The sequence below is a fragment of the Streptomyces laurentii genome, from assembly GCF_040635425.1.
GTDB classification, from domain to species: Bacteria; Actinomycetota; Actinomycetes; order Streptomycetales; family Streptomycetaceae; genus Streptomyces; species Streptomyces laurentii.
Window position 1 is genome coordinate 29,335 of sequence record NZ_JBEYHT010000006.1, and the last position, 23,350, is coordinate 52,684.

Genomic DNA, 23,350 nt, shown 5'->3' on the forward strand with positions numbered 1-23,350 from the left:
CAGGGCCCCTCTTGTCGTTCTACGCGCCGTACGGCCTTACGCGGCCGGCTCCGGCTCCGGAGCGTCCGCCGGGGCGCCCTCCGGGTCCGCGGGCGTCTTCACCGAGTCGAGGAGCAGCTGCGCCACGTCCACGACCTGGAGGCTCTCCTTGGCCGCGCCCTCGTTCTTCTTGCCGTTCACGGAGTCCGTGAGCATGACGAGGCAGAACGGGCAGGCGGTGGAGACGATGTCCGGGTTGAGGGACAGGGCCTCGTCGACGCGCTCGGTGTTGATGCGCTTGCCGATCCGCTCCTCCATCCACATCCGCGCGCCGCCGGCGCCGCAGCAGAAGCCGCGCTCCTTGTGGCGGTGCATCTCCTGCTGACGCAGGCCCGGGACGGCCGACATGATCTCGCGCGGGGGCGTGTAGACCTTGTTGTGGCGGCCCAGGTAGCACGGGTCGTGGTAGGTGATGAGGCCCTCGACCGGGGTCACCGGGACCAGCTTGCCCTCGTCGATGAGGTGCTGGAGCAGCTGGGTGTGGTGGATGACCTCGTAGTCGCCGCCGAGCTGCGGGTACTCGTTGGCGATGGTGTTGAAGCAGTGCGGGCAGGTCGAGACGATCTTCTTCGACGCCTTCGGCTTCTTCGTCGACTCGTCCTCGTCATCCTCGCCGAACGCCATGTTCAGCATCGCGACGTTCTCCTGGCCGAGCTGCTGGAACAGCGGCTCGTTGCCCAGACGGCGCGGGGAGTCACCGGTGCACTTCTCGTCGCCGCCCATGATCGCGAACTTGACGCCCGCGATGTGCAGCAGCTCGGCGAAGGCCTTGGTGGTCTTCTTGGCGCGGTCCTCCAGGGCGCCGGCGCAGCCGACCCAGTAGAGGTACTCGACCTCGCTGAGGTCCTCGATGTCCTTGCCGACGATCGGGACCTCGAAGTCGACCTCCTTGGTCCACTCGACGCGCGCCTTCTTGGCCAGACCCCAGGGGTTGCCCTTCTTCTCCAGGTTCTTGAGCATCGTGCCCGCCTCGGACGGGAACGCGCTCTCGATCATGACCTGGTAGCGGCGCATGTCGACGATGTGGTCGATGTGCTCGATGTCGACCGGGCACTGCTCGACGCAGGCGCCGCAGGTGGTGCAGGACCACAGGACGTCCGGGTCGATGACGCCGTTCTCCTCGGCGGTGCCGATGAGCGGGCGCTCGGCCTCGGCGAGGGCCGCGGCCGGGACGCCGGCGAGCTGCTCGGCGGTGGCCTTCTCGTCGCCCTCCATGGTCTTGCCGCCGCCCGCGAGCAGGTACGGCGCCTTGGCGTGCGCGTGGTCGCGCAGCGACATGATGAGGAGCTTCGGCGAGAGCGGCTTGCCGGTGTTCCAGGCGGGGCACTGCGACTGGCAGCGGCCGCACTCGGTGCAGGTGGAGAAGTCGAGGATGCCCTTCCAGGAGAACTGCTCGACCTGGGAGACGCCGTAGACGTCGTCCTCGCCCGGGTCCTCGAAGTCGATCGGCCGGCCCGCGGAGGTCATCGGCTGCAGGGCACCGAGGGCGGTGGAGCCGTCCGCGTTGCGCTTGAACCAGATGTTCGGGAAGCCGAGGAAGCGGTGCCAGGCGACGCCCATGTTGGTGTTGAGCGAGACCGTGATCATCCAGGTGAAGGACGTGACGATCTTGAGCGCGGCGAAGAAGTACGTCAGGTTCTGCACGGTGCCGAGGTCGGCGCCGTCGATCAGCGCGATGAGCGGGTACGAGGCGAAGAAGCCCGGCTCCCAGCTCGTGACGTGGTGCTGGACGCCTTCGAGCGCGCGCAGCGTCATGATGCAGACGCCGACGATGAGGATGACGGCCTCGACGAAGTAGGCCTGGCCCGTCTTGGAACCCGCGAAGCGGGACTTGCGGCCGGCCTGGGTCGGCTTGCTGAGCTGGCGGATCACGATGAGCGTGACGATGCCGAGCACGGTCATCAGGCCGAGGAACTCGGTGAAGATCTCGTACGGCAGCCAGTCGCCGATGATCGGGATCAGCCAGTCGGCCTGGAAGAGCTGGCCGAAGGCGTTGACGATCGTGAGAAGGAGGGAGAAGAAGCCCACCGCCACGAACCAGTGCGCGACGCCGACGACGCCCCAGCGGTTCATCCGGGTGTGGCCGAGGAATTCCTTGACCAGCGTGATGGTGCGCTGCTTCGGGTCGCCGGTGCGCGTCCCCGCGGGCACCGGCTGACCCAGCCGCACGAAGCGGTAGATCTGCGCGGTGGCGCGGCCGAACAGCGCGACGGCCACCACTGTGATGACGATCGACACGACGATCGCGGCGAGTTGCATGTGGGGCTCCTCGGGCGGGCCTCAGCTTCGGGCCTACTAAGCAGTAACTTATTGAGTCCGTGCTGAGGGTACCCGCTTGGGGCGCCGTACTGTAGCGGACCAAGCGGTGATCTGTATCGCTCAGGCGACCCTTGTCCCGGGGCCGCAGAACCGGCCCGCCGCGCGGGTCGCCGAGTGACGTCGACGGACTGCTGGAAGGGTACGCGCCAGGATCGCCAGATCCATGCCGAGCCAGTGGTGGTCCACATAGTGGAGATCCAGCAGTTCGCGCTCTTCCCACGGTAGTTCCGACCGCCCGCTGACCTGCCACAGGCCGGTCATCCCGGGGCGTACGGAGAGCCGTCGCCGACCCTCGCCACGCGACTCGCGGTGGCCGGGCGCCAGCGGGCACGGTCCGACGAGTGACATATGCCCGCGTACGACGTGCAGCAGGAGCGGCAGCGAGGCCAGCGGGCCCTTCGTGCGGAACGTCAGCAGAGTGAAGGGGACGTTGCCGCGGCCCGCGACCGGACGCCGGCGCAGTACGCGCGCGCCCGGGCAGGTGTTCCGGCCGTTTCCGGCGTCCTTGAGGGCGAGGGAAAGGGCGAGGGCCGCGGCGAGCGGGAAGAACAGGAGGAGAAGGGCGAGTCCGCCCGTGAGATCCAGCGCGCGCTTCGCCGTCATGCACCCCACACCTTCCGGTTCCAGGCGAGAACATGGGAAATGTCCGGACCCTCTCACGTCGTACCCGTTCCGTCCGGGAACGACGCGCGCGGCTCGCCCGTTGAGCGGAGGGGAGCGTGAAGAGTTGAGCGCCTCCGACTCAAGTCTGTTGACTCCGGAGCGGGAGTTGTGCATCCTTGAGCCAGATCCACTCAAGTCCGTAGTGAGCAGTCAGCTGGAGGAACCGAAATGGCACGTGCGGTCGGCATCGACCTGGGTACGACTAACTCCGTCGTCAGCGTTCTGGAAGGCGGCGAGCCCACCGTCATCACCAACGCAGAGGGCGCCAGGACCACGCCGTCCGTCGTCGCCTTCGCCAAGAACGGCGAGGTGCTCGTCGGCGAGGTCGCCAAGCGTCAGGCGGTCACCAACGTCGACCGGACCATCCGGTCCGTGAAGCGTCACATGGGCACCGACTGGAAGATCGAGCTGGACGGGAAGAACTTCAACCCGCAGCAGATGTCCGCGTTCGTCCTCCAGAAGCTGAAGCGCGACGCGGAGGCGTACCTGGGCGAGAAGGTGACCGACGCGGTCATCACCGTCCCGGCGTACTTCAACGACTCCGAGCGTCAGGCCACCAAGGAGGCCGGCGAGATCGCGGGCCTGAACGTCCTGCGCATCGTCAACGAGCCGACCGCCGCCGCCCTGGCGTACGGCCTCGACAAGGACGACCAGACCATCCTCGTCTTCGACCTCGGTGGCGGCACCTTCGACGTGTCCCTCCTGGAGATCGGCGACGGCGTCGTCGAGGTGAAGGCCACCAACGGTGACAACCACCTCGGTGGTGACGACTGGGACCAGCGTGTCGTCGACTACCTGGTGAAGCAGTTCCAGTCGGGTCACGGCGTGGACCTGTCCAAGGACAAGATGGCCATCCAGCGTCTGCGCGAGGCCGCCGAGAAGGCGAAGATCGAGCTGTCCTCCTCCACGGAGACCTCGATCAACCTGCCCTACATCACGGCGTCCGCCGAGGGCCCGCTGCACCTGGACGAGAAGCTCACCCGCGCCCAGTTCCAGCAGCTCACGTCCGACCTGCTGGAGCGCTGCAAGACGCCGTTCCACAACGTCATCAAGGACGCGGGCATCGCGCTCTCCGAGATCGACCACGTCGTTCTCGTCGGTGGCTCCACCCGTATGCCGGCCGTCGCCGAGCTCGTCAAGGAGCTGACCGGCGGCAAGGAGGCCAACAAGGGTGTGAACCCGGACGAGGTCGTCGCCATCGGCGCCACCCTCCAGGCCGGTGTCCTCAAGGGCGAGGTCAAGGACGTCCTGCTCCTCGACGTCACCCCGCTGTCCCTCGGTATCGAGACCAAGGGCGGCATCATGACCAAGCTGATCGAGCGCAACACCACGATCCCGACGAAGCGCTCCGAGATCTTCACGACGGCCGAGGACAACCAGCCGTCCGTCCAGATCCAGGTCTACCAGGGCGAGCGCGAGATCGCGGCGTACAACAAGAAGCTCGGCATGTTCGAGCTGACCGGTCTGCCGCCGGCCCCGCGTGGCGTCCCGCAGATCGAGGTCGCCTTCGACATCGACGCCAACGGCATCATGCACGTGACCGCCAAGGACCTGGGCACGGGCAAGGAGCAGAAGATGACCGTCACCGGCGGCTCCTCGCTGCCGAAGGACGAGGTCGACCGGATGCGCCAGGAGGCCGAGCAGTACGCGGAGGAGGACCACCGCCGCCGCGAGGCCGCCGAGACCCGCAACCAGGGCGAGCAGCTCGTCTACCAGACCGAGAAGTTCCTCAAGGACAACGAGGACAAGGTCCCGGGTGACGTGAAGACCGAGGTCGAGGCCGCCGTCGCCGAGCTGAAGGAGAAGCTCAAGGGCGAGGACGGCGCCGAGATCCGTACGGCCACCGAGAAGGTCGCGGCCGTCTCGCAGAAGCTCGGCCAGGCCCTCTACGCCGACGCGCAGGGCGCCCAGGCCGCCGGTGACGCCGGTCAGGCCCAGGCCGGTGCCGACGACGATGTCGTCGACGCCGAGATCGTCGACGACGAGAAGCCGAAGGGCGGCGCTGCCTGATGTCGGACGAGAACGCGGGCTTCGAGGAGAAGCCCGACGTCCCCGCCGACGGCACGCCCGAGGAGACCGAGGCCGCCGACTCCGCCGCGCAGGCGGAGGGGGCGGCCCCGGCCGGGGACGCTACGGACGTAGCACTGCTGGCCCAGCTGGACCAGGCCCGTACGGCGCTCTCCGAGCGCACCGGTGACCTCCAGCGGCTCCAGGCCGAGTACCAGAACTACCGGCGCCGGGTCGAGCGGGACCGGATCACGGTCAAGGAGATCGCCACGGCGAACCTCCTGTCCGAGCTCCTGCCCGTGCTCGACGACCTGGGCCGGGCCCGGGACCACGGCGAGCTGGTGGGCGGCTTCAAGTCGGTCGCCGAATCGCTGGAGACCATCGTCGCCAAGATGGGTCTGCAGCAGTTCGGCGCGGAGGGCGAGCCCTTCGACCCGACCATCCACGAGGCCCTGATGCACAGTTACGCACCGGACGTCACCGAGACGACGTGCGTGGCGATCCTGCAGCCGGGGTACCGGATCGGCGAGCGGACCATCCGGCCCGCGCGCGTGGCCGTCGCCGAGCCCCAGCCGGGCGCGGCTCCGGCCGGCAAGGACGAAGAGAAGAAGGCCGACGAGGAGAGCGGTGGCCCCGAGGCGGGCTGACGCGACGATCGTCCGAGAGGAGGGACGTCGATGAGCACGAAGGACTTCGTCGAGAAGGACTACTACAAGGTTCTCGGCGTCCCCAAGGACGCCACCGACGCCGAGATCAAGAAGGCGTACCGGAAGCTCGCCCGCGAGAACCATCCGGACGCCAACAAGGGCGACTCCGGCGCCGAGGCGCGCTTCAAGGAGATCTCCGAGGCCAACGACATCCTCGGCGACCCCAAGAAGCGCAAGGAGTACGACGAGGCGCGCGCCCTGTTCGGGAACGGCGGCTTCCGGGCCGGCGGCCCGGGCGGCGGCTCGTTCAACTTCGACCTGGGCGACCTCTTCGGGGGCGCCCAGGGCGGCCCGAGCGGGCCCGGCGGCTTCGGCGGCGGCATCGGAGACGTGTTCGGCGGTCTGTTCAACCGCGGCGGGGCCGGCGCGGGCACCCGCGTCCAGCCGCGGCGCGGCCAGGACATCGAGTCCGAGGTGACGCTCAGCTTCACCGAGGCGATGGAGGGCGCGACCGTACCGCTGCGGATGTCCAGCCAGCAGCCGTGCAAGGCGTGTTCGGGCACCGGCGACAAGAACGGCACCCCCCGGGTGTGCCCGACCTGCGTCGGCACCGGGCAGGTCTCGCGCGGCAGCGGCGGCGGCTTCTCGCTGACCGACCCGTGCGTGGACTGCAAGGGCCGCGGCCTCATCGCCGAGAACCCCTGCGAGGTCTGCAAGGGTTCCGGCCGGGCCAAGTCCTCGCGGACCATGCAGGTCCGGATCCCGGCGGGCGTCTTCGACGGCCAGAAGATCCGGCTGCGCGGCAAGGGCGCTCCGGGCGAGCGCGGCGGGCCGAACGGCGATCTGTACGTCGTCGTGCACGTCGACGCCCACCCGGTGTTCGGCCGCAAGGACGACAACCTCACCGTCACGGTGCCCGTCACGTTCGACGAGGCGGCGCTCGGCGGCGAGATCAAGGTGCCCACCCTGGGCGGCCCGGCGGTGACGCTGAAGCTGCCCGCCGGCACCCCCAACGGCCGCACCATGCGCGCCCGCGGCAAGGGCGCGGTCCGCAAGGACGGCACCCGCGGCGATCTGCTGATCACGGTGGAGGTCGCGGTGCCGAAGGAGCTGGCCGACAAGGCCCGCGAGGCTCTGGAGACGTACCGCGAGGCCATGGCGGACACCGACCCGAGAGCAGAGCTGTTCCAGGCCGCGAAGGGAGCATGAGGACATGGAAGGACGCCGCCGACACCCCGGATTCGCCGACCGGGCGTACGAACTGACCGAAGAGACTCCGGTGTACGTCATCTCGGTGGCGGCCCAGCTGTCCGGTCTGCACCCGCAGACGCTGCGTCAGTACGACCGCCTGGGCCTGGTCTCGCCGGACCGGACGGCCGGCCGCGGCCGCCGTTACTCGGCCCGCGACATCGAGCTGCTCCGTCAGGTGCAGCAGCTGTCGCAGGACGAGGGCATCAACCTGGCCGGCATCAAGCGCATCATCGAGCTGGAGAACCAGGTCGCGGCGCTCCAGGCGCGGGTGGCCGAGCTGTCGACCGCGGTCGAGGGCGCGGCGGCGGCGATGCGCCAGCGCGAGGCCCAGGTGCACGCCTCGTACCGGCGCGATCTGGTGCCGTACACGGACGTGCAGCAGGCCAGCGCGCTCGTGGTGTGGCGGCCGGGGCACAAGCGCGGGGAGTGATCCCCGAGTCGCGTGCGCGTCGCGCGCGTCCTTCATGTTCCGCCGAAAGGCCCCCTCTTCGGAGGGGGCCTTTCGCATGGGCGGTGAAAACGGCCCTACAAGAAGGTCACTCGTCGCGTTCGAGGATGCCGGACTGGGCGATCAGATAGCCGAGCTGGGCCCGGCTGCCGCTGCCCAGGGCGGCGGCGAGCTTGGCGATGTGGGCCCGGCAGGTACGGACGTTCATGCCGAGGCGGCGCGCGATGGCCTCGTCGACATGCCCCTCGACGAGGAGCTTGGCGATGGAGCGCTGGACGCCGCTGATGCCGTCCGTCTTGAGGTCGTAGGGGATCTCGTCTCTTATAGGGACGGCGAGTTGCCAGAACTGGTCGAAGACGCCCCTGAGGTACGCGACGAGGCCCGGATGGCGCAGTTCGAGGGCGATCTGCCGGTCCCGGCTGGCCGGGATGAAGGCGACCTCGCGGTCGACGATGATCAGCCGGTCGATGATCTCCTCAAGGGTGCGGACCTGCACCTCGGGGCCGACGTGTTCCAGGTACGCGAGGGTGAGTTCGGTGTGCCGGGCCGTGTGCTGGTAGAGCGTGCGCATCTGGATGCCGCGGCCGAGCAGCGGCGCGACCCGGCTCAGGGCCTCGCTGAGGGCGTGGGCGGGGCGGCCGCCGCCGGGCTGGATGGTGAGCAGTTCGCTGCGGCAGTTCGCGACGACCCGGTCCAGGGTGGCGTTGATGCGGTCGATGCCCTCGAGCACGGAAATGGCGTGTGAGGACGGTGAGTCGTGCGCGCTGATGGCCATGAATGGCGCGAAGGTGTCGGACAGCGCGACGGTCAGCCGGCGCCGGTCCAGGATCTCCCGCTCGATGGGCGACAGGAGTTGGGCGAGGGCGGCGGACGGCGGGACGGGCCGCAGCCATTGCGCGTCGTCCGGGTCGGGGTGCAACAGCGAGAGGTCGAGGAGGCAGGGCGCCTCCACTGCCTCTGACCGGCGTATTCGCCCCGTCCGCAACGCCACCGCGTAGAGCTCGGCCCCCGCTTTGCACAGCTCCGCATGCGAATGAGGGTGCCCGATTTCGTCCGCCTCTTTCCGCATATGTACACCCCCAGGCTCCTGCATCTCAGGAACATGATGCATGGGTTTGGTGGTGCGCGCGCAGAGACTAAGCCATCGTCTTACTTGCGGGGGTCGGAAATCACGTTTCCTTCAAGTGAGGTTGCTCGGTGATGAAGAAGAAGCTCATAAGCGCGGTGGCTGGAGTCGCCTTCATCGCGGCTGCGTCAGTCGGCGCGGGCATCGCCCTTGACCCGGGCTGGCACACGGAGCCTTCCGGCACGCTCGCAGTGGCAAACGACCCCGGCTGGAACGATCCGGGCTGGTCCGTCGCCCCCGCCGTGGCGAAGGACCCGGGCTGGTCGGTCGCCCCCGCGGCCGTCGCCGGGGACCCTGGCTGGTGGGTCGCCGCCCCCGCCGTGGCGCAGGACCCGGGCTGGCACCTGAACACCCCGGCCGCGGTCGGCGACCCGGGCTGGTCGGTCGCTCCCGACGTGGCCGCCGATCCCGGGTGGAGCTTCGTGGGCGTATGAACGTACCCGACGACTCCCGGTTCCGACGGGAGATGGCCTCGGCCTACCGCTCCGGATGGCACTTCATCGACCTGGTCACGGCAATCCCCCACCGTGGCGACTCCTTGATGGTGACCCTCTTCGGCGAGCCGATCGTCATCGCCCGCGAACAGGACGAGGACGTCCGTGCCTACCGCTGCCTGCGCCGTCCGCGCGGCGCGCCGCAGCCCGTCCGCTGCGCGATCCGGTACGGAATGATCTTCGTCAATCTCGACCAGCGCGACCATCAACTGGTCGAGCCGCAGCTGGTCGCCCCTGAAGCCATCACCGCCACCCCCCGCAGTGCCTGAACGGTTCCCCCGTCGTTGTAGATCGTTCAGGCACTTCCCCCACACAGCGGCGCCATCGCGGACCTGAAACGCGATGGCGCCGCTGTGCTTCGTCCGCCGGCCCCCGCTGTACGCGCCCCAACGCGTGCGGGGGCCGGCGGATTTTCGTGTGCCGGGTCAGGGGCTCGGCGTCAGGGGCTCGACGTCACGGGTCAAGGGCTCGGGGCTCGGGCCCCCGGCCGGCCCCGGCGGCCCCGGGATCCAGGGTCAGGCCCGGCCCATCGCGCGGGTGAGCGCGATCTCGATGACGACCCGGTCCGGGTTCGGCGTCGGCGTCCGGTCGTAGCGGGCCGCGTAGCGCGCGACGGCGTCCGCGACGACCTCCGCCTCGGTACGGATCCGCGCCACGCCCTCCAGCGTCGCCCAGCGCCCCCCTTCCACCTGGCAGACCGCCACCCGCGCGCCCTCGGGGCCCGCCGCCAGCACGTTGGCGACCTTGCGGCTGTTCTTGTTGGTGATGATCCGGGCGATCCCCTTCTCGCCGCCCTCGGGGTCGTACGTGGCGCCGACCGCCACCACGTGCGGGGTGCCGTCGGGGCGAAGGGTCGTCAGGGTGCAGATGCGGTACTCGCGCCAGAAGGCGAGGTACGAGTCGCCGGGCTTGCTCGGGTCGATGGCCATGCCCGGAAACTACTGGAAATACCTTGAGCGGAATCGACTCAACTTTGTGTATGTTGGAGGAGTCATAGAGGTTGTACGGGCGGCTGGACGAGTCGTAGAGCCGACGGATGATGGAGGAGAACGCGCACGTGGACGCCGAACTGACCAACAGGAGCCGGGACGCGCTGAACGCGGCGAGCAGCCGCGCCGTGTCCCAGGGGCACGCCGATCTGACCCCCGCGCATCTTCTTTTCGCACTGCTGGCGGGTCAAGGACAGCAAGAAGCTGCGAACATCACCGACCTGCTCGCCGCCGTCGAGGCCGACCAGGCCGTCGTACGCTCCGGCGCGGAGCGGCTGCTCGCCGCCCTGCCCAGCGTCACCGGGTCCACGGTCGCGCCCCCGCAGCCGAACCGCGAGCTGCTCGCCGTCATCGCCGACGCCGCCGAGCGCGCCAGGAAGCTCGGCGACGCGTATCTGTCGACCGAGCACCTGCTCGTCGGCATCGCCGCCAAGGGCGGCCAGGCCGGCCAGGTTCTCGACCAGCAGGGCGCCACCGCGCACCGCCTCCAGGACGCCTTCGAGAAGGCGCGCGGCAGCCGCCGTGTCACCACGCCCGACCCGGAGGGCTCGTACAAGGCCCTGGAGAAGTTCGGCACGGACTTCACCGCCGCCGCCCGCGAGGGCAAGCTCGACCCGGTGATCGGCCGCGACCACGAGATCCGCCGCGTCGTGCAGGTCCTGTCCCGCCGGACGAAGAACAACCCGGTCCTCATCGGCGAGCCCGGCGTCGGCAAGACCGCCGTCGTCGAGGGCCTGGCCCAGCGGATCGTGAAGGGCGACGTGCCCGAGTCGCTGCGCGACAAGCGCCTCGTCTCGCTCGACCTCGGCGCGATGGTCGCCGGCGCGAAGTACCGCGGCGAGTTCGAGGAGCGCCTGAAGACCGTCCTGTCCGAGATCAAGGAGAGCGACGGCCAGATCATCACCTTCATCGACGAGCTGCACACGGTCGTCGGCGCGGGCGCGGGCGGCGACTCCGCCATGGACGCCGGCAACATGCTCAAGCCGATGCTGGCCCGCGGCGAGCTGCGGATGGTCGGCGCCACCACCCTCGACGAGTACCGCGAGCGGATCGAGAAGGACCCCGCCCTGGAGCGCCGCTTCCAGCAGGTCCTGGTCGCCGAGCCGACCGTCGAGGACACCATCGCCATCCTGCGCGGTCTCAAGGGCCGTTACGAGGCCCACCACAAGGTGCAGATCAACGACTCCGCGCTGGTGGCCGCCGCGACCCTGTCCGACCGCTACATCACCTCCCGCTTCCTGCCCGACAAGGCCATCGACCTCGTCGACGAGGCCGCGTCCCGGCTGCGCATGGAGATCGACTCCTCCCCGGTGGAGATCGACGAACTCCAGCGCACCGTCGACCGGTTGAAGATGGAGGAGCTGGCCCTGTCCAAGGAGACGGACGAGGCGAGCCGGCAGCGTCTGGAGAAGCTGCGCCGCGATCTCGCGGACCGCGAGGAGGAGTTGCGCGGTCTCACCGCCCGCTGGGAGAAGGAGAAGCAGTCCCTCAACCGCGTCGGAGAGTTGAAGGAACGGGTCGACGAGCTGCGCGGCCGGGCCGAACGCGCCCAGCGCGACGGCGACTTCGACACCGCCTCCAAGCTGCTCTACGGCGAGATCCCGGGCCTGGAGCGCGAGCTGGAGGAGGCCACCGAGGCCGAGGCGCGCCAGGAGGCCGACAAGGACACCATGGTCAAGGACCAGGTCGGCCCGGACGACATCGCGGACGTCGTCGGCGCCTGGACCGGCATCCCCGCCGGCCGGCTGCTTGAGGGCGAGACGCAGAAGCTGCTGCGGATGGAGGACGAGCTGGGCAAGCGGCTCATCGGCCAGAGCGAGGCCGTACGGGCCGTCTCGGACGCGGTGCGCCGCACCCGCGCCGGGATCGCCGACCCCGACCGCCCCACCGGCTCCTTCCTCTTCCTCGGCCCGACCGGCGTCGGCAAGACCGAACTGGCCAAGGCGCTCGCCGACTTCCTCTTCGACGACGAGCGGGCCATGGTCCGGATCGACATGTCGGAGTACGGCGAGAAGCACTCCGTCGCCCGTCTCGTCGGCGCGCCTCCCGGCTACGTCGGCTACGAGGAGGGCGGCCAGCTCACCGAGGCCGTCCGCCGCCGCCCGTACTCCGTCGTCCTCCTGGACGAGGTGGAGAAGGCCCACCCCGAGGTCTTCGACATCCTGCTCCAGGTCCTCGACGACGGCCGGCTCACCGACGGCCAGGGCCGCACGGTCGACTTCCGCAACACGATCCTGATCCTCACCTCCAACCTGGGCAGCCAGTTCCTCGTGGACCCGCTGACCAAGCCGGAGGAGAAGCGGAAGCAGGTCATGGAGGTCGTCCGGGCGAGCTTCAAGCCCGAGTTCCTGAACCGGCTGGACGAGACCGTGGTCTTCTCCGCGCTGGACCAGGAGGAGCTGGGCCGGATCGCCCGCCTCCAGATCGACCGGCTGTCCCGGCGCCTCGCGGACCGGCGGCTCACCCTGGACGTCACGCCCGAGGCCCTGGCCTGGCTGGCGGAGGAGGGCAACGACCCGGCGTACGGCGCCCGGCCGCTGCGCCGCCTGATCCAGACCTCGATCGGCGACCGGCTGGCCAAGGAGATCCTGGCGGGCGAGGTCCGCGACGGCGACACGGTGCGGGTCGACCGTTTCGAGGACGGGCTGATCGTGGGCCGGGTGGAGTAGCGGGACCTCGCCGGGTCAGGTGGTGAAGGCCGTGACGGTGACGAGGGCGGTGTCCCCGCCCTCGTACCGTACGGAGACATCCACGCCGGCCGGTGCTCCAGGGCCGTCGTACGCGGCGATCTGCCCTTCGTCCGACTCCAGGTGGACGCAGAAGTCGTCGCCCGGGTCGCGGAACCGGGTCTCGGCCTCGCCGGCCGGCCAGGTCCCGGCCACCCAGCCCGCGGCTTCGTTCGCGGGCATCCGGAATGCGATGTGGTCGTAGACGTCCATCCAGCTCGCCTCGGTGCAGCGGGCGTCCCGGGAGGTCTTCGGCAGCGTGGCTCCGGCCCAGTCCATCGCCTGCGCGCAGTCGGTCGGCTCGGATCCGCCCGGGCCGTCCCAGACGAACATGAACCACACCACAAAGGCCACCGGCACGCCGAGCACGACCGTCCCGACGGCCGAGACCGTGATCCGGATCCACGTCCGACGGCTCCACCCGGGCCCCCGGCGCCGCCGGGAGGGACCGGACGTATGGGTCGGACGGGTGCTCTTCTTCTCCCCCACGGGCGAGATCATGTCAGCCCGCAGCGGATCGCGCCGTGGGGACTTGCCAGCGACCGCCTGCCATGGGGGAGGATGGCGGCATCCGTACGAAGGGAAGAACCCGGTGAGCATCGACCCGTCCTCGATTCCTAATTTCGGGGCCCAGCCCCAGCCGCAGGCCGGAGGACCGGCGGGCCCCGTCGTTCCCGACCAGGACCTGGTCAAGCAGCTCCTCGAGCAGATGGAGCTGAAGTACGTCGTCGACGACGAGGGTGACCTCGCGGCGCCGTGGGAGGACTTCCGCACCTACTTCATGTTCCGTGGCGAGGCCGAGCAGCAGGTCTTCTCGGTCCGGACGTTCTACGACCGGCCGCACGCCGCGGACGACCGCGCCAAGATCCTCGACGCGATCGACGACTGGAACCGCCGCACCCTGTGGCCCAAGGTCTACACCCACCTCCACGAGGAGGAGGACGGTTCCGCCACCCTCCGCCTCATCGGCGAGGCGCAGATGCTGATCGGCACCGGCGTCGCCCTGGAGCACTTCGTCTCCTCGACCGTGAGCTGGGTCCGCGCGTCGATCGAGTTCGACAAGTGGATCGTCGAGCAGTTCGGCCTGGCCTCCCCGGAGGACAAGGAGTCGGACGCCGACGGCGAGGCCGACTCCGAGTAGTCGTCCCGCGCGTCTCGCGTGCCTCGCGCGCGTACGAGAGCCCGGCCGGGCCCGTGATCTGGTGATCGCGGTGTTCCGGCCGGGCTCTCGGCATATTCGGCATATTCGGCATATGCCGTATCGAGAGCGGCGGGTCAGAAGCGGCGGATCACCCGCAGCGTGTTCGTGTACAGGTCGCCGTTGCTCGTCGGGGTCTTCGGCGCGCCGTTGAGGATCGACTTGCCGCCGACGTCGGCGATGGTCGGCCCGTTCGGCGTCTTGCGGCTGGAGACGAAGCGCAGCTTCCCGTACTGGTCGGGCCCCAGGTGGATGCCGATGTGGCCGCCCAGGTCGGAGTCCTCGTCGGTGTCGAAGAAGACGGTGTCGCCGATGCGCAGCCCGTCCAGCGGCGGCACCTGGCCGGTGGCGCCCTCGGCGATCTTCACACCGGGCCCGGAGGCGGCGATGTCCTTCGACTCGCGCGGCAGGGTGCGGCCGTCGAACTGCCGGGAGCGGACCATCGGTATGCCCATGTGGTGGCCGTAGACCATCCGGACGAAGCCCGAGCAGTCGAGCTGCCCCAGGAACTCCGGCCGCGCGGCCCGGGTCTCGCCGCTCGCCTCGAAGGTCCAGTCGAGCCCCATGTACTCGTGGAAGTCGGCGCCGACCGTCCGCAGCCCGGTCACCGGGTCCGGCTTGCTGTAGCCGGACTCGCCGAGGACCCGCGCGCCCTGGAGGGCGGGGTCGGTGACGGTGGGGGCGTGGGGCCGGTACATGCAGGAGTACGCGAGGACGTCCGGCGAGGTGTCGCCCGCCCAGGCGCGGATCCGCTGCTCGGTCTCGGGGGTCCAGTCGCCGGAGAAGGGCTCGGGGAGGACCCGTACCCAGGTGTCGTGGCCGATCAGGGGCGCGTCGGGCCAGGTGGCCGCGTCGATCCGGAAGTCGTAGACGCGGGCCTGCGGGGCCACGGTGGCGTTCAGGGAGGCGAGCCCGCGCACGCCGACGGCGCCGGTCCGGAAGACCAGGGCGGGGTCCTTCTCGGGGTCGTACACGCTGTGCTGCCAGGTGGCGGTGGGCTCCTCGACGCCGGTGCCGTGCTTCCAGGCGCGGGCGCGCAGCAGGTCGCCGGTCTTCTCGACGCGGACCCACCAGTGGTCGAAGGCGGCGAAGCCGGTGCCGACGGTGACGGCGGCGCTCAGCGTCGTCACGGCGTCCTTCAGTTCCTTCTCCAGGACGAGCTGGACGTCGCCGGAGGGCGTGACGATCAGGCGGGCGCGGTAGTGGTTGTTCACGTCCTGGGCGGCGAAGACCAGGCCGAGCGAGGCGGGCCCGCCGGCCGGCAGCCGGTCGAAGGAGAACCGCGCGGCGGCGGACACGTCGCCGAGGGCGCGGTCGGGCAGCAGGGAGAAGCGACTCGCGTTGGGGACGAGGGTGAGGGCCGCCCGGCCGTCCTCCACGAAGTAGTCGGCGGTGGTGCCGTTGTGGTGCGACCAGGTGCCGCCGCCGGGCGACTGGCCCCAGCCCGCCGCCGGGGTACGGGAGAACGGGTCGTCGACGGGCTTCGGCTGCTCCGTGAACCAGCGCTTCGGCCCGCGCAGCGTCACCGTCCGCGCCCCGGTGGTGAGCGTGGCGAGCACGCCGCGGCCGTCCGACACTTCGAGCCCGCCGGGGACGGTACGGGTGGTCAGCGCGCCCGCCGGGTGCGGGGCGAAGTGCCAGGCGTCGGTGGGGTCGACCAGCATCGGCAGCCGCGCCCCGGGGCCGGCCGGACCGGGAACGGCGAGGGCGGCGGGGGCCGCGGGTGTGCTCTCCACGACAGCGTCGGCGGCGGCCGGTGCGGCGGTCAGGGGCAGCGCCCCGCCCGCCGCCGTCCCGGCGAGGGCGAACAGGGCGGCTCTGCGGCTCGGTTGGAACTTCGGTGTCGACATGCGCGGTACCCCCACGGCGTGGAACGTGATGATCGTTTCGGTCGGGCGTGGGGACCCTACCCAGGGGGAGGGGTGTGGCTGTCGTACGCCGATCGCGCGGCATCGCGGGTGTGGCGAAGCGGTGCGTGTGTGCTCGGGCCTCGAGTCGTGTCAGCTCTCGTAGTGGTAACGGCACTGCGCGATCAGGACACCGTCTGCGACGACCTTGTAGATCAGCCGATGTTCGTCGTTGACGCGGCGGGACCAATAGCCCTGGAACCCGTGCTTGAGCGGTTCCGGCTTGCCGATCCCTCCGTTGCCGTTCCGGGTGATATCCGCGATGAGTGTGTTGATGCGCTTCAGGGTCTTCCGGTCCTGAAGCTGCCACCACAGGTAGTCCTCCCAGGCCCGGGAGGAGAAAGTGATCTTCAACCCGGGCCTTCAGTCGTCCGTCGCCAGCTCGCGCACGGTGCCGCCGCCATTTTCCAGCTCGTCGATGGATGCGAGCAGGCGTCGGGCGTTCGCCGGGCTGCGCAGCAGGTACGCCGTCTCCTTCAGGGACTCGTAGTCCTCAAGGGAGACAATGACGACCGGCTCGTGTCCGGCTCGGGTGATGACGATCTCCTCGCGATCGTCGGTGACGGAGTTGAGCACCTCGGCGTACCGTGCGCGCGACTCGGAATAGGTCATGGTCTTCACGATCGACCTCCTCACGTACAGGAAATTGTACGTAGTGCGGTGCGGTGAGACAAGCGCCTGAAGCCCCCGGTGGGGTGGTGTGGGTATTTTCGGTCTGGATTCATGCAAGTTCGATCAAATGGTCATCAGCTCGCCGGTGAGCATCGAGCTGTCCGTGAACACGAACTTCTCCTCCTCGCAGGAGGCGGACAAGATCTACTTCACGACCCACCACGGCAGCACCAAGAAGATCATCGGGATCCTGGACTCCAACGGCGACCTCTACATCGCCGGGCGCGTGATCACGGACCAGAAGGATCTGCGGTTCTGATCCAGCGAGTTGGCCGTTCAGGCCAGTCGTGACAGCAGGGCACCCGCGGCCGGCGGGGAGGGCGGAACCGCCTCTCCCGTCGGCCGTCTTCATTCGATCCACCCCTGCGTAGTGAGTGTGGTACGTTCCGTGACGACAATCGAAGAGAGATGACCCCGGCAGTGCGCCAACACTCCGGGGCCCGGCAACAGGAGTAAGAGCTCCCGATGCATGTCCATCGTACCGATCACGTACGTAATTTCACGGTGCTGCCCAACTGCGTCCTGCAGAATCGGCGGCTTTCCTACACGGCCCGCGGCCTTCTCGTGGACCTGCTCTCCCGCCCCGACGGCTGGCGCGAGGACGGCAGGCAGATGGCCGACCGCAGCACGCAGGGGCGGGGCACGATCCGCAAGGCGCTGAAGGAGCTGGCCGAGGCCGGTTTCTACCGGGTCGAGAAAGTCCGGCTGACCGACGGGACGTTCCGCACCCAGACCCACGTCTACGACACTCCGCAGCTGGTGGCACCGGACGTCACCCGTCCGGTCGCCGGTGCCGCGACAGCCGGTCCCGGTGACACCCCTCCCGTAAAGGACGGGCGGAAAGAACCCTCCCTCCCCGCCGCGCAGGCCGAGCACGCCGCCCCGCAGGCCGAGCGGTCCGAACAGACCGAGCCGGACGAGCAGGCCGAGCCGGACGCGCAGACGCGCGAAGCGGTCGCGATGCTGTACCGGGTGATCCGCCCCGAGCCGCGGCTCCGCCTGGGCGCGGCCGAGGCCGCCGCCCTCGCACCCCTCGTGGCCCAGTGGCTCGAACGCGGCAGCTCCGCCAGCGACTTGGCGTACGCCCTGCTGCCCGGCCTGCCCGCGCGGGTGCACTCGGCGGTGGGCGTCCTCCGCAGCCGCCTGGAGCGCAAGATGCCGCCTGCCGAGGCCCCGTCGGAGCCCTCGTCGCCGGGGCGTACGGAGCCGTCGAAGCCCTGGTACGCCGAGTGCGCCGAGTGCCACGACCCCGTACCCGAGCCGGGCATCTGCCGTACGTGCGCGGGCCTGGGCGTCCGCGAACCCGCGCCCGGCGCCTTCGCGGCGATCGCGGCTCTCGCCGCCACGGGCGCCGCCCGCGCCCGTACGGCCCTCGATGCCGCCCGGCAAGGCCCCGTGGCGGTCGCCTCGATGGCCGTGTAGCGCGGCAACCGGCCTGGCGCCGGGGCGTGCGGGCCTGTCCGGTCAGTCGGTCAGTCGGTCGTCCGGACCGGCGCGCTGGCGCGGCCCTGGGAGCGGCCGGCGAGTTCGGCGTCGAGGGTCTCCTGGGCCACGCGCATGGACTCGGCGTACACCGGGTCCTTCAGGCGCCGCCACATCTCGTCCTCGGGCACGTCCTCGACCTGGGACATCACCCACCAGATGGTGCCGAACGGGTCCTTGATCCGGCCGCCCCGCTGCCCGAAGGCGCTGTTCGTGAGCGGCGTGACGACCTGGCCGCCGGCCTCGACCGCGCGCGCGAACGCGGCGTCCGCGTCCGGGACGAACACCCGGAGCAGGCTCGGCAGGGCGGGCCAGTCGTCGTGCCGGTCGAAGGCCAGAAGGACGGTGTCGCCGACCCGGATCTCGCCGTGTCCGACGCGGCCGTCCTCGGTCCGTACCAGCGCGAGCTCCTCGCCCTCGAAGGCCCGCGTGACGAAGGCGAAGAGGGCCTCCGTGTCCTCGGTGACCACCCAGGGCGCCACGGCGGTGTAGCCGTCCGGCACGGTGTTCTTCTGCTGCTCGCTCATCGCGGTCCTCTCGCCGAACTCCGGTGTCGGCATGGACAGTAGGGAGCGAGTAGGTCGGTAGTCGGCCTAGATGACCCTTCCCGGCCGGCGTGTGGGGCGTGCGCCCCACACCCCGCCCGCGACCCCCGCCGCGGCGCTCGGAATCGCGGCGCGCCGCCCCGGTGACGTGCGGGGGACCGGCTGGTCTGGTCTTCGCCTTGATCGCCCCAAGGGATGTTCAAAGGCCGGGTCGAGCAAGGTCTGCACGAGGCCCTGTCGGCGACCGGCCTGGCCTTCGGCGTCAGCGTGCTGCCCGACGACTGCGGAGCCTGGGTCCGCATCCTCGGCAGCGACTCGCCCGCGGTCACCCGCGCGCTCCACACCGCCTGGGACGCCGCCCGCCGCCTCCTGATCGGCGCCCCGGCCCCGGCCTCCGTAAATCCTGATCCACTTTGCCCAGGGGCCCGTCAGCCCGCCCGCAGCCCGGACAGCCGCTCGGTGGCGGCCTCGATCACGCTGTCCTTCTTGCAGAAGGCGAAGCGGACCTGGCCGCGGCCGGCGGTCTGGTCGTCGTAGAAGACGGAGTTGGGGATGGCGACGACGCCGCAGCGCTCGGGGAGGGCGCGGCAGAACGCGTAGGCGTCCTTCTCGCCGAAGGGCGTGATGTCGGTGGTGATGAAGTACGTGCCCCGGGGCTGGTAGACCTCGAACCCGGCCGCCCGCAGGCCGGCGCCGAGCAGGTCGCGCTTGCGGCGCAGGCCGGCGCGGAGCTCGTCGTAGTACGAGTCGGGCAGGCGCAGCGCCTCGGCGATGGCGTACTGGAACGGGCCGGACGCCACGTACGTGAGGAACTGCTTGGCCGAGCGCACCGCGCTCGTCAGCTCGGGGCTCGCGGTGACCCAGCCGACCTTCCAGCCGGTGAAGGAGTACGTCTTGCCCGCCGAGCCGATGGTCACGGTGCGCTCGCGCATGCCGGGCAGGGTCGCGATCGGAAGGTGTTCGGCGTCGTCGAAGACGAGGTGCTCGTAGACCTCGTCGGTGACGACCAGCAGGTCGTGCTCCTGGGCGAGTTCGGCGATCGCGGTCAGTTCGGCGCGGTCGAGGACGGTGCCGGTGGGGTTGTGCGGGGTGTTGAGCAGGATCAGCCGGGTGCGCCGGGTGACCGCCGCCCGCAGCTCGTCGAGGTCGAGGCCGAAGGCGCCCTCGCGGGGACGGAGCGTGACCGGGACGCGAGTGCCGCCGGCCATGGCGATGCAGGCGGCGTAGGAGTCGTAGTACGGCTCCAGGGCGATGACCTCGTCGCCCGGTTCGAGCAGCGCGAGCAGCGTGGCGGCGATGGCCTCGGTGGCGCCGGCGGTGACCAGGACCTCGCTGTCGGGGTCGTACGCGAGGCCGTAGCGGCGCCGCTGGTGGTCGGCGATCGCGGTGCGGAGCTCGGGGACGCCGGGGCCGGGCGGGTACTGGTTGCCGCGTCCCTCGCGCAGGGCGCGGACCGCGGCCTCGCGGATCTCATCGGGACCGTCGGTGTCGGGGAAGCCCTGGCCCAGGTTGATCGCGCCGGTGCGGGTGGCGAGCGCGGACATCTCGGCGAAGATCGTGGTGCCGAACTCGGCGAGGCGGCGATTGAGCAGTGACCGTGTCATGGCGTCATCCTGGGGCGAAGCTCTGGACTTGCTCAAGTGTGCTTCGGGCGGGTCGGGGGCGGGCATCTCCCTCGCACAGCCCACGGAAGGACGAGGGCTGGAACAGACGTACGGGGGATGATATGGAAATCGTTCTGATCATCGGCATGTTCGCGCTCGTGATCATCGGCCTCAACGTGCTGGCGTTCAGCGGCCGGTCGAAGAAGCGGCGCCGGCGCAAGGGCGGCTGGGCGAGCGACGGGGGCTCCTCCTCCGGCGGTGGAGGCGGCTGCGGATCGGCCTCGTCCTGCGGATCGTCCTCGTCGTCGTGCAGTTCCTCCTCCTCGTCCTGCAGTTCCTCCTCCTCGTCGTGCGGGGGCGGCTGCGGTGGTGGCGGGGGCGGCGACTAGGAACCCCTGGCGCCGAGAGGCGCCGGCGGGTGTGGCGTGAAGCCGGCAGGTGCCGGCCGATGTGGACAACGGGCGGTGGTGGCCCCCTCGTTGGGGGATCCGCCGCCCCATGGTGGGAACCGGCGATCGAATCCTTTTGAACACGTGAACCGTGGTGCCCCCGGGGGGATGGAAACCCCCGCCAAGTTGGGCAAAAACGCTGTGGCTCGCCCACGGTTCGTGGTTCCCTCGCTGTTGAGAACATCCAGCCCTCGGACCGTGTGTGGAACCGAGCCGGCGATCCCCACTCCCGGTCGAAGACCTTCGCCGGGACGCCTCCGGCCCACTCGCCAAGTGTGTTTGCGGAGCCGACTCATGCTCACGATTCTGAAAACCTCCTACACCGATACGCGTGCGGCCGATCTGGCCTGGGCGCTGGGGCGCGAACCGCTGCCCGCGCTGGCCGTACTCGATCTCGAACTCGCCGGAGCGAAACTGCAGTTGCGGCTGCTCGGCGCCTCCCACCAAGTGCTCCTGGAGGAGGTCGACCGCTGCTGCTCGGAGACCGTCGCCTGCATGCCGGGCAGCAGCACCCCGCTGCCGCTCGGCGTGTCCAAGCGGGTGGGCGACTGGGAATACGAGTTCGCGGCCCGCGTCGAGATCCTGAACCAGGGCTCGTTCGCCGGCCGCGCGCAGGAACTGCTCGCCCTCGTCGCCGACCATCCCCACGGCCTCGCCGGGACCTTCCCCGGCTCGCCGTACGCCTTCACGGCGATGCTCGCGCAGCGCCACGAAGGCCAGGTGCGCTGGCGCACCTGGCACGCGTACCCACAGGAAGGGCGGTTGGTGGTGACGAGAACCCGGATCGGGGCGCGTATGCCCGCGATGCTCTGACGCGCGGGCGTACGCCCCAGATGCACTCGTGTGGGTGACAGTTCGCGCACGTGGCGTGACGTAGCGTTACGGGCATGATCGACCCGCCCGTGACCCTGTCGACCCTGCCCCGGCCACCCCGACAGGCGGTGCGGCCGCCTGTCCGGCCGGGCGCGGTGCGATATCCGGTCCTCGCGGTGGTCTTCGTCTGCTCCGCCTGCGGCCTGGTCTACGAGCTCGAACTGGTCGCGCTCGCCTCGTACCTGATCGGCGACTCGGTCACCCAGGCGTCCGTCGTACTGTCCGTCATGGTCTTCGCGATGGGCATCGGTTCGCTGCTCGCCAAGCGGCTGCGCTGCCGCGCCGCCGTCGGCTTCGGCATGCTCGAAGCCGGGCTCGCGCTGGTCGGCGGCGGCTCGGCGATGGCGCTGTACGCGGCCTTCGCCTGGCTCGGCCCGTCGCAGTACGTGCTGGTCGCGTTCTCGCTGGCCATCGGCGTGCTCATCGGGGCGGAGATCCCGCTCCTGATGTCGCTCATCCAGCGCGCGGAAACGGTCCGCTCACGGGGAGCGGGGGCCGAGGGCTCCCTGGCCGCGCCCCTCGGGATGCCGGGCGGGCGGCGGGGACGGCGCCGGCGTACGGGCCGGGGCTGGCCGCTGACGCCCCGTGCGCGGGCACGCCGCGGGGCGCGTCCCCCGAAGGACCCGTACGACGCGGCCGGCACGGTCGCCGACCTGTTCGCCGCCGACTACGTGGGCGCGCTGGCCGGCGGCCTCGCCTTCCCGTTCCTGCTGCTGCCCTGGCTCGGGCAGCTCACCGGCGCGCTGGTCACCGGCGCGGTCAACGCGCTCGCGGGCGGCGGGCTGGTGCTGTGGCTGTTCCGGCACGACCTCACGCCCCGCGCGCGGAAACTGCTCATCGGGGCCAACGTCTTCGTGCTCGCCCTCCTCGGCACCGCGACCGTCCTGGCCGACCCCTTCGAACAGGCCGCGCGCCGGGCCGTGTACGGCGACCGCATCCTGGTCGCCGTCCGCACCGACTTCCAGGAGGTGGTGGTCACGGGCCGGCGGGGCAGCCCGCCCGACCTGTTCCTGGACGGGCGGCTGTGGGCGGACGGCCGGGACGAGTACCGCTACCACGAGGCCCTGGTGCACCCGGCGATGAACGGCCGCCACGCGCGCGTCCTGATCCTCGGCGGCGGCGACGGGCTCGCCGCCCGCGAGGTGCTGCGCTACCCGGACGTCCGGTCCGTCACCGTCGTCGAACGCGACCCCGGCGTCGTCCGGCTCGCCCGCACCGACCCGGACCTGGCGGCGCTCAACGGGCGGGCGTTCCGGGACCGCCGGGTGACCGTCGCGTACGAGGACGCCTTCCGCCGGCTGCGCGCCGGGGGCGGGGGCGGGACCGGGGACGGGGGCGGCGGGGCGCGGTACGACGTGGTGATCTGCGATCTGCCGGACCCCACGACCACCGACGGCACCACCCTCTACTCGGAGGAGTTCTACGGACTCGCCGCCGGGGTGCTCGCGGACGGCGGGCGGCTCGTGACCCACGCCGGCCCCGCGGTCGCCCGGCCCGGCACGTACTGGACCGTCGACGCGAGCCTGCGCGCGGCCGGGTTCGCCACCCGGCCGTACGACATGGACACCGGCACCGGCACCGGCGACGGTGACGGCACCGAAACCGGCACGGGCACCGGCCCACGCACGACCGCGCGGGCGGGCACGGCGTCGGGTTCGGGGCCGGCGAAGGACTGGGGCTTCCTGCTCGCGGCGTACGGCGGCCGGGCCCCCGGCCTCGGACTCGGACTCGCCGCGGTCGTCCCCCGCCCCCGTTCGCTCAGCCCGGCCGTGCTCGCCACGGCCGCGTCCCGCGCCGAGCGCACCCGCGCCCGCGCCCCGCGCCGGCTGTCGCCCTCCACGCTCGTGCACCCCCGCTACTGAGCCGGGCGGGGCGGCGGCAGGCCGGTGACGGCCCGGCGTGGGCGGCGGG

The 23,350-nt window shown here is 70.7% G+C and carries 23 protein-coding genes; 13 read left to right on the forward strand and 10 right to left on the reverse strand.

Going from position 1 to position 23,350, the window contains the following annotated elements:
* Window positions 1-36 precede the first annotated feature (36 nt).
* Together ABZ693_RS05585 and ABZ693_RS05590 are read right to left on the reverse strand one after the other, a co-directional pair.
* On the reverse strand, window positions 37-2,298 hold the full coding sequence (locus ABZ693_RS05585; RefSeq protein WP_359873677.1) for a (Fe-S)-binding protein: 2,262 nt from the start codon (window positions 2,296-2,298) through the stop codon (window positions 37-39).
* Between the two features lie 120 nt (window positions 2,299-2,418).
* On the reverse strand, window positions 2,419-2,961 hold the full coding sequence (locus ABZ693_RS05590) for a sugar transferase (RefSeq protein ID WP_359873679.1): 543 nt from the start codon (window positions 2,959-2,961) through the stop codon (window positions 2,419-2,421).
* 228 nt (window positions 2,962-3,189) lie between these two features.
* Here ABZ693_RS05590 and dnaK point away from each other — a divergent pair, with 228 nt between their 5' ends.
* Genes dnaK through ABZ693_RS05610 form a run of 4 tightly spaced genes read left to right on the forward strand, consistent with a single transcriptional unit; the run spans window position 3,190 to window position 7,356 of the window.
* Window positions 3,190-5,031 (forward strand): molecular chaperone DnaK, encoded by a 1,842-nt coding sequence (dnaK, locus tag ABZ693_RS05595; RefSeq protein ID WP_359873681.1) that lies wholly within the window; start codon window positions 3,190-3,192, stop codon window positions 5,029-5,031.
* Entirely contained in the window at window positions 5,031-5,675 is a 645-nt protein-coding gene (gene grpE / locus ABZ693_RS05600) for a nucleotide exchange factor GrpE (protein WP_359873684.1), read from the forward strand. The genes dnaK and grpE overlap by 1 nt, the downstream gene beginning before the upstream one ends.
* A 30-nt stretch (window positions 5,676-5,705) precedes the next feature.
* Window positions 5,706-6,884, forward strand: coding sequence for a molecular chaperone DnaJ (gene dnaJ / locus ABZ693_RS05605; protein WP_359873686.1), 1,179 nt, complete (start codon window positions 5,706-5,708; stop codon window positions 6,882-6,884).
* A gap of 4 nt (window positions 6,885-6,888) precedes the next feature.
* Window positions 6,889-7,356, forward strand: a complete 468-nt coding sequence (locus ABZ693_RS05610) for a heat shock protein transcriptional repressor HspR (RefSeq protein ID WP_359873688.1) — start codon at window positions 6,889-6,891, stop codon at window positions 7,354-7,356.
* Window positions 7,357-7,462: 106 nt separating this feature from the next.
* Here the strand turns inward: ABZ693_RS05610 and ABZ693_RS05615 are convergent, their stop codons facing one another.
* The gene (locus tag ABZ693_RS05615; protein ID WP_359873690.1) at window positions 7,463-8,443 is read right to left on the reverse strand and encodes a helix-turn-helix transcriptional regulator; all 981 of its coding nucleotides are present in this window, start codon (window positions 8,441-8,443) and stop codon (window positions 7,463-7,465) included.
* Window positions 8,444-8,574: 131 nt separating this feature from the next.
* Between ABZ693_RS05615 and ABZ693_RS05620 the strand changes: the two genes are divergently transcribed.
* Together ABZ693_RS05620 and ABZ693_RS05625 are read left to right on the forward strand one after the other, a co-directional pair.
* The gene (locus ABZ693_RS05620) at window positions 8,575-8,934 is read left to right on the forward strand and encodes a hypothetical protein (RefSeq protein WP_359873692.1); all 360 of its coding nucleotides are present in this window, start codon (window positions 8,575-8,577) and stop codon (window positions 8,932-8,934) included.
* Complete coding sequence (locus ABZ693_RS05625) at window positions 8,931-9,263, forward strand: Rieske (2Fe-2S) protein (protein ID WP_359873694.1); 333 nt, start codon at window positions 8,931-8,933, stop codon at window positions 9,261-9,263. Before ABZ693_RS05620 ends, ABZ693_RS05625 begins: the two co-directional genes overlap by 4 nt.
* 246 nt (window positions 9,264-9,509) lie before the next feature.
* Here ABZ693_RS05625 and ABZ693_RS05630 read toward each other — a convergent pair whose 3' ends face one another.
* The gene (locus tag ABZ693_RS05630) at window positions 9,510-9,923 is read right to left on the reverse strand and encodes a pyridoxamine 5'-phosphate oxidase family protein (RefSeq protein WP_359873695.1); all 414 of its coding nucleotides are present in this window, start codon (window positions 9,921-9,923) and stop codon (window positions 9,510-9,512) included.
* 128 nt (window positions 9,924-10,051) lie between these two features.
* Here ABZ693_RS05630 and clpB point away from each other — a divergent pair, with 128 nt between their 5' ends.
* On the forward strand, window positions 10,052-12,652 hold the full coding sequence (gene clpB / locus ABZ693_RS05635) for an ATP-dependent chaperone ClpB (protein WP_359873959.1): 2,601 nt from the start codon (window positions 10,052-10,054) through the stop codon (window positions 12,650-12,652).
* A gap of 15 nt (window positions 12,653-12,667) precedes the next feature.
* On the opposite strand, the gene ABZ693_RS05640 is transcribed toward clpB, so the two are convergent.
* Window positions 12,668-13,198, reverse strand: a complete 531-nt coding sequence (locus ABZ693_RS05640) for a hypothetical protein (protein ID WP_359873696.1) — start codon at window positions 13,196-13,198, stop codon at window positions 12,668-12,670.
* Window positions 13,199-13,301: 103 nt separating this feature from the next.
* On the opposite strand from ABZ693_RS05640, the gene ABZ693_RS05645 reads away from it, so the two are divergent.
* Window positions 13,302-13,850, forward strand: a complete 549-nt coding sequence (locus ABZ693_RS05645; protein WP_359873698.1) for a type III secretion system chaperone family protein — start codon at window positions 13,302-13,304, stop codon at window positions 13,848-13,850.
* A gap of 134 nt (window positions 13,851-13,984) precedes the next feature.
* On the opposite strand, the gene ABZ693_RS05650 is transcribed toward ABZ693_RS05645, so the two are convergent.
* From ABZ693_RS05650 to ABZ693_RS05660, 3 genes are all read right to left on the reverse strand, one after another.
* The gene (locus ABZ693_RS05650) at window positions 13,985-15,757 is read right to left on the reverse strand and encodes an NlpC/P60 family protein (protein ID WP_359873700.1); all 1,773 of its coding nucleotides are present in this window, start codon (window positions 15,755-15,757) and stop codon (window positions 13,985-13,987) included.
* A gap of 150 nt (window positions 15,758-15,907) precedes the next feature.
* Window positions 15,908-16,168 (reverse strand): Txe/YoeB family addiction module toxin, encoded by a 261-nt coding sequence (locus ABZ693_RS05655; protein WP_359873702.1) that lies wholly within the window; start codon window positions 16,166-16,168, stop codon window positions 15,908-15,910.
* A gap of 9 nt (window positions 16,169-16,177) precedes the next feature.
* Window positions 16,178-16,435, reverse strand: coding sequence for a type II toxin-antitoxin system Phd/YefM family antitoxin (locus ABZ693_RS05660; protein ID WP_359873704.1), 258 nt, complete (start codon window positions 16,433-16,435; stop codon window positions 16,178-16,180).
* 118 nt (window positions 16,436-16,553) lie between these two features.
* Between ABZ693_RS05660 and ABZ693_RS05665 the strand changes: the two genes are divergently transcribed.
* Both ABZ693_RS05665 and ABZ693_RS05670 read left to right on the forward strand, forming a co-directional pair.
* Window positions 16,554-16,745, forward strand: a complete 192-nt coding sequence (locus ABZ693_RS05665; protein WP_359873706.1) for a DUF6342 family protein — start codon at window positions 16,554-16,556, stop codon at window positions 16,743-16,745.
* A gap of 206 nt (window positions 16,746-16,951) precedes the next feature.
* Entirely contained in the window at window positions 16,952-17,908 is a 957-nt protein-coding gene (locus ABZ693_RS05670) for a helix-turn-helix domain-containing protein (RefSeq protein WP_359873708.1), read from the forward strand.
* A 50-nt stretch (window positions 17,909-17,958) separates the two neighbouring features.
* Here ABZ693_RS05670 and ABZ693_RS05675 read toward each other — a convergent pair whose 3' ends face one another.
* Both ABZ693_RS05675 and ABZ693_RS05680 read right to left on the reverse strand, forming a co-directional pair.
* A complete protein-coding gene (locus ABZ693_RS05675; protein WP_359873710.1) occupies window positions 17,959-18,528 on the reverse strand; it encodes a VOC family protein in 570 nt (189 codons plus the stop codon).
* 413 nt (window positions 18,529-18,941) lie between these two features.
* Window positions 18,942-20,117, reverse strand: a complete 1,176-nt coding sequence (locus ABZ693_RS05680; RefSeq protein WP_359873713.1) for a pyridoxal phosphate-dependent aminotransferase — start codon at window positions 20,115-20,117, stop codon at window positions 18,942-18,944.
* A gap of 122 nt (window positions 20,118-20,239) precedes the next feature.
* On the opposite strand from ABZ693_RS05680, the gene ABZ693_RS05685 reads away from it, so the two are divergent.
* The 3 genes from ABZ693_RS05685 to ABZ693_RS05695 all read left to right on the forward strand — a co-directional run bounded on the left by ABZ693_RS05685 (window position 20,240) and on the right by ABZ693_RS05695 (window position 23,301).
* Window positions 20,240-20,506, forward strand: a complete 267-nt coding sequence (locus ABZ693_RS05685) for a hypothetical protein (RefSeq protein WP_359873715.1) — start codon at window positions 20,240-20,242, stop codon at window positions 20,504-20,506.
* 354 nt (window positions 20,507-20,860) lie between these two features.
* Window positions 20,861-21,379, forward strand: a complete 519-nt coding sequence (locus ABZ693_RS05690) for a DUF2617 family protein (protein ID WP_359873717.1) — start codon at window positions 20,861-20,863, stop codon at window positions 21,377-21,379.
* 74 nt (window positions 21,380-21,453) lie between these two features.
* Window positions 21,454-23,301, forward strand: a complete 1,848-nt coding sequence (locus ABZ693_RS05695; RefSeq protein WP_359873719.1) for a spermine/spermidine synthase domain-containing protein — start codon at window positions 21,454-21,456, stop codon at window positions 23,299-23,301.
* Window positions 23,302-23,350 lie beyond the last annotated feature (49 nt).

What these genes read in the sequence shown, in the direction of transcription:
- ABZ693_RS05695 (WP_359873719.1), top strand. Translation starts at nt 21,454, where the DNA reads ATGATCGACCCGCCCGTGACCCTGTCGACCCTGCCCCGGCCACCCCGA.
- ABZ693_RS05630 (WP_359873695.1), bottom strand. Translation starts at nt 9,923, where the DNA reads ATGGCCATCGACCCGAGCAAGCCCGGCGACTCGTACCTCGCCTTCTGG.
- ABZ693_RS05665 (WP_359873706.1), top strand. Translation starts at nt 16,554, where the DNA reads ATGGTCATCAGCTCGCCGGTGAGCATCGAGCTGTCCGTGAACACGAAC.
- grpE (WP_359873684.1), top strand. Translation starts at nt 5,031, where the DNA reads ATGTCGGACGAGAACGCGGGCTTCGAGGAGAAGCCCGACGTCCCCGCC.
- ABZ693_RS05675 (WP_359873710.1), bottom strand. Translation starts at nt 18,528, where the DNA reads ATGCCGACACCGGAGTTCGGCGAGAGGACCGCGATGAGCGAGCAGCAG.
- ABZ693_RS05590 (WP_359873679.1), bottom strand. Translation starts at nt 2,961, where the DNA reads ATGACGGCGAAGCGCGCGCTGGATCTCACGGGCGGACTCGCCCTTCTC.
- ABZ693_RS05585 (WP_359873677.1), bottom strand. Translation starts at nt 2,298, where the DNA reads ATGCAACTCGCCGCGATCGTCGTGTCGATCGTCATCACAGTGGTGGCC.
- ABZ693_RS05670 (WP_359873708.1), top strand. Translation starts at nt 16,952, where the DNA reads ATGCATGTCCATCGTACCGATCACGTACGTAATTTCACGGTGCTGCCC.
- ABZ693_RS05610 (WP_359873688.1), top strand. Translation starts at nt 6,889, where the DNA reads ATGGAAGGACGCCGCCGACACCCCGGATTCGCCGACCGGGCGTACGAA.
- dnaK (WP_359873681.1), top strand. Translation starts at nt 3,190, where the DNA reads ATGGCACGTGCGGTCGGCATCGACCTGGGTACGACTAACTCCGTCGTC.
- ABZ693_RS05650 (WP_359873700.1), bottom strand. Translation starts at nt 15,757, where the DNA reads ATGTCGACACCGAAGTTCCAACCGAGCCGCAGAGCCGCCCTGTTCGCC.
- ABZ693_RS05615 (WP_359873690.1), bottom strand. Translation starts at nt 8,443, where the DNA reads ATGCGGAAAGAGGCGGACGAAATCGGGCACCCTCATTCGCATGCGGAG.
- ABZ693_RS05690 (WP_359873717.1), top strand. Translation starts at nt 20,861, where the DNA reads ATGCTCACGATTCTGAAAACCTCCTACACCGATACGCGTGCGGCCGAT.
- ABZ693_RS05625 (WP_359873694.1), top strand. Translation starts at nt 8,931, where the DNA reads ATGAACGTACCCGACGACTCCCGGTTCCGACGGGAGATGGCCTCGGCC.
- ABZ693_RS05620 (WP_359873692.1), top strand. Translation starts at nt 8,575, where the DNA reads ATGAAGAAGAAGCTCATAAGCGCGGTGGCTGGAGTCGCCTTCATCGCG.
- ABZ693_RS05685 (WP_359873715.1), top strand. Translation starts at nt 20,240, where the DNA reads ATGGAAATCGTTCTGATCATCGGCATGTTCGCGCTCGTGATCATCGGC.
- ABZ693_RS05680 (WP_359873713.1), bottom strand. Translation starts at nt 20,117, where the DNA reads ATGACACGGTCACTGCTCAATCGCCGCCTCGCCGAGTTCGGCACCACG.
- dnaJ (WP_359873686.1), top strand. Translation starts at nt 5,706, where the DNA reads ATGAGCACGAAGGACTTCGTCGAGAAGGACTACTACAAGGTTCTCGGC.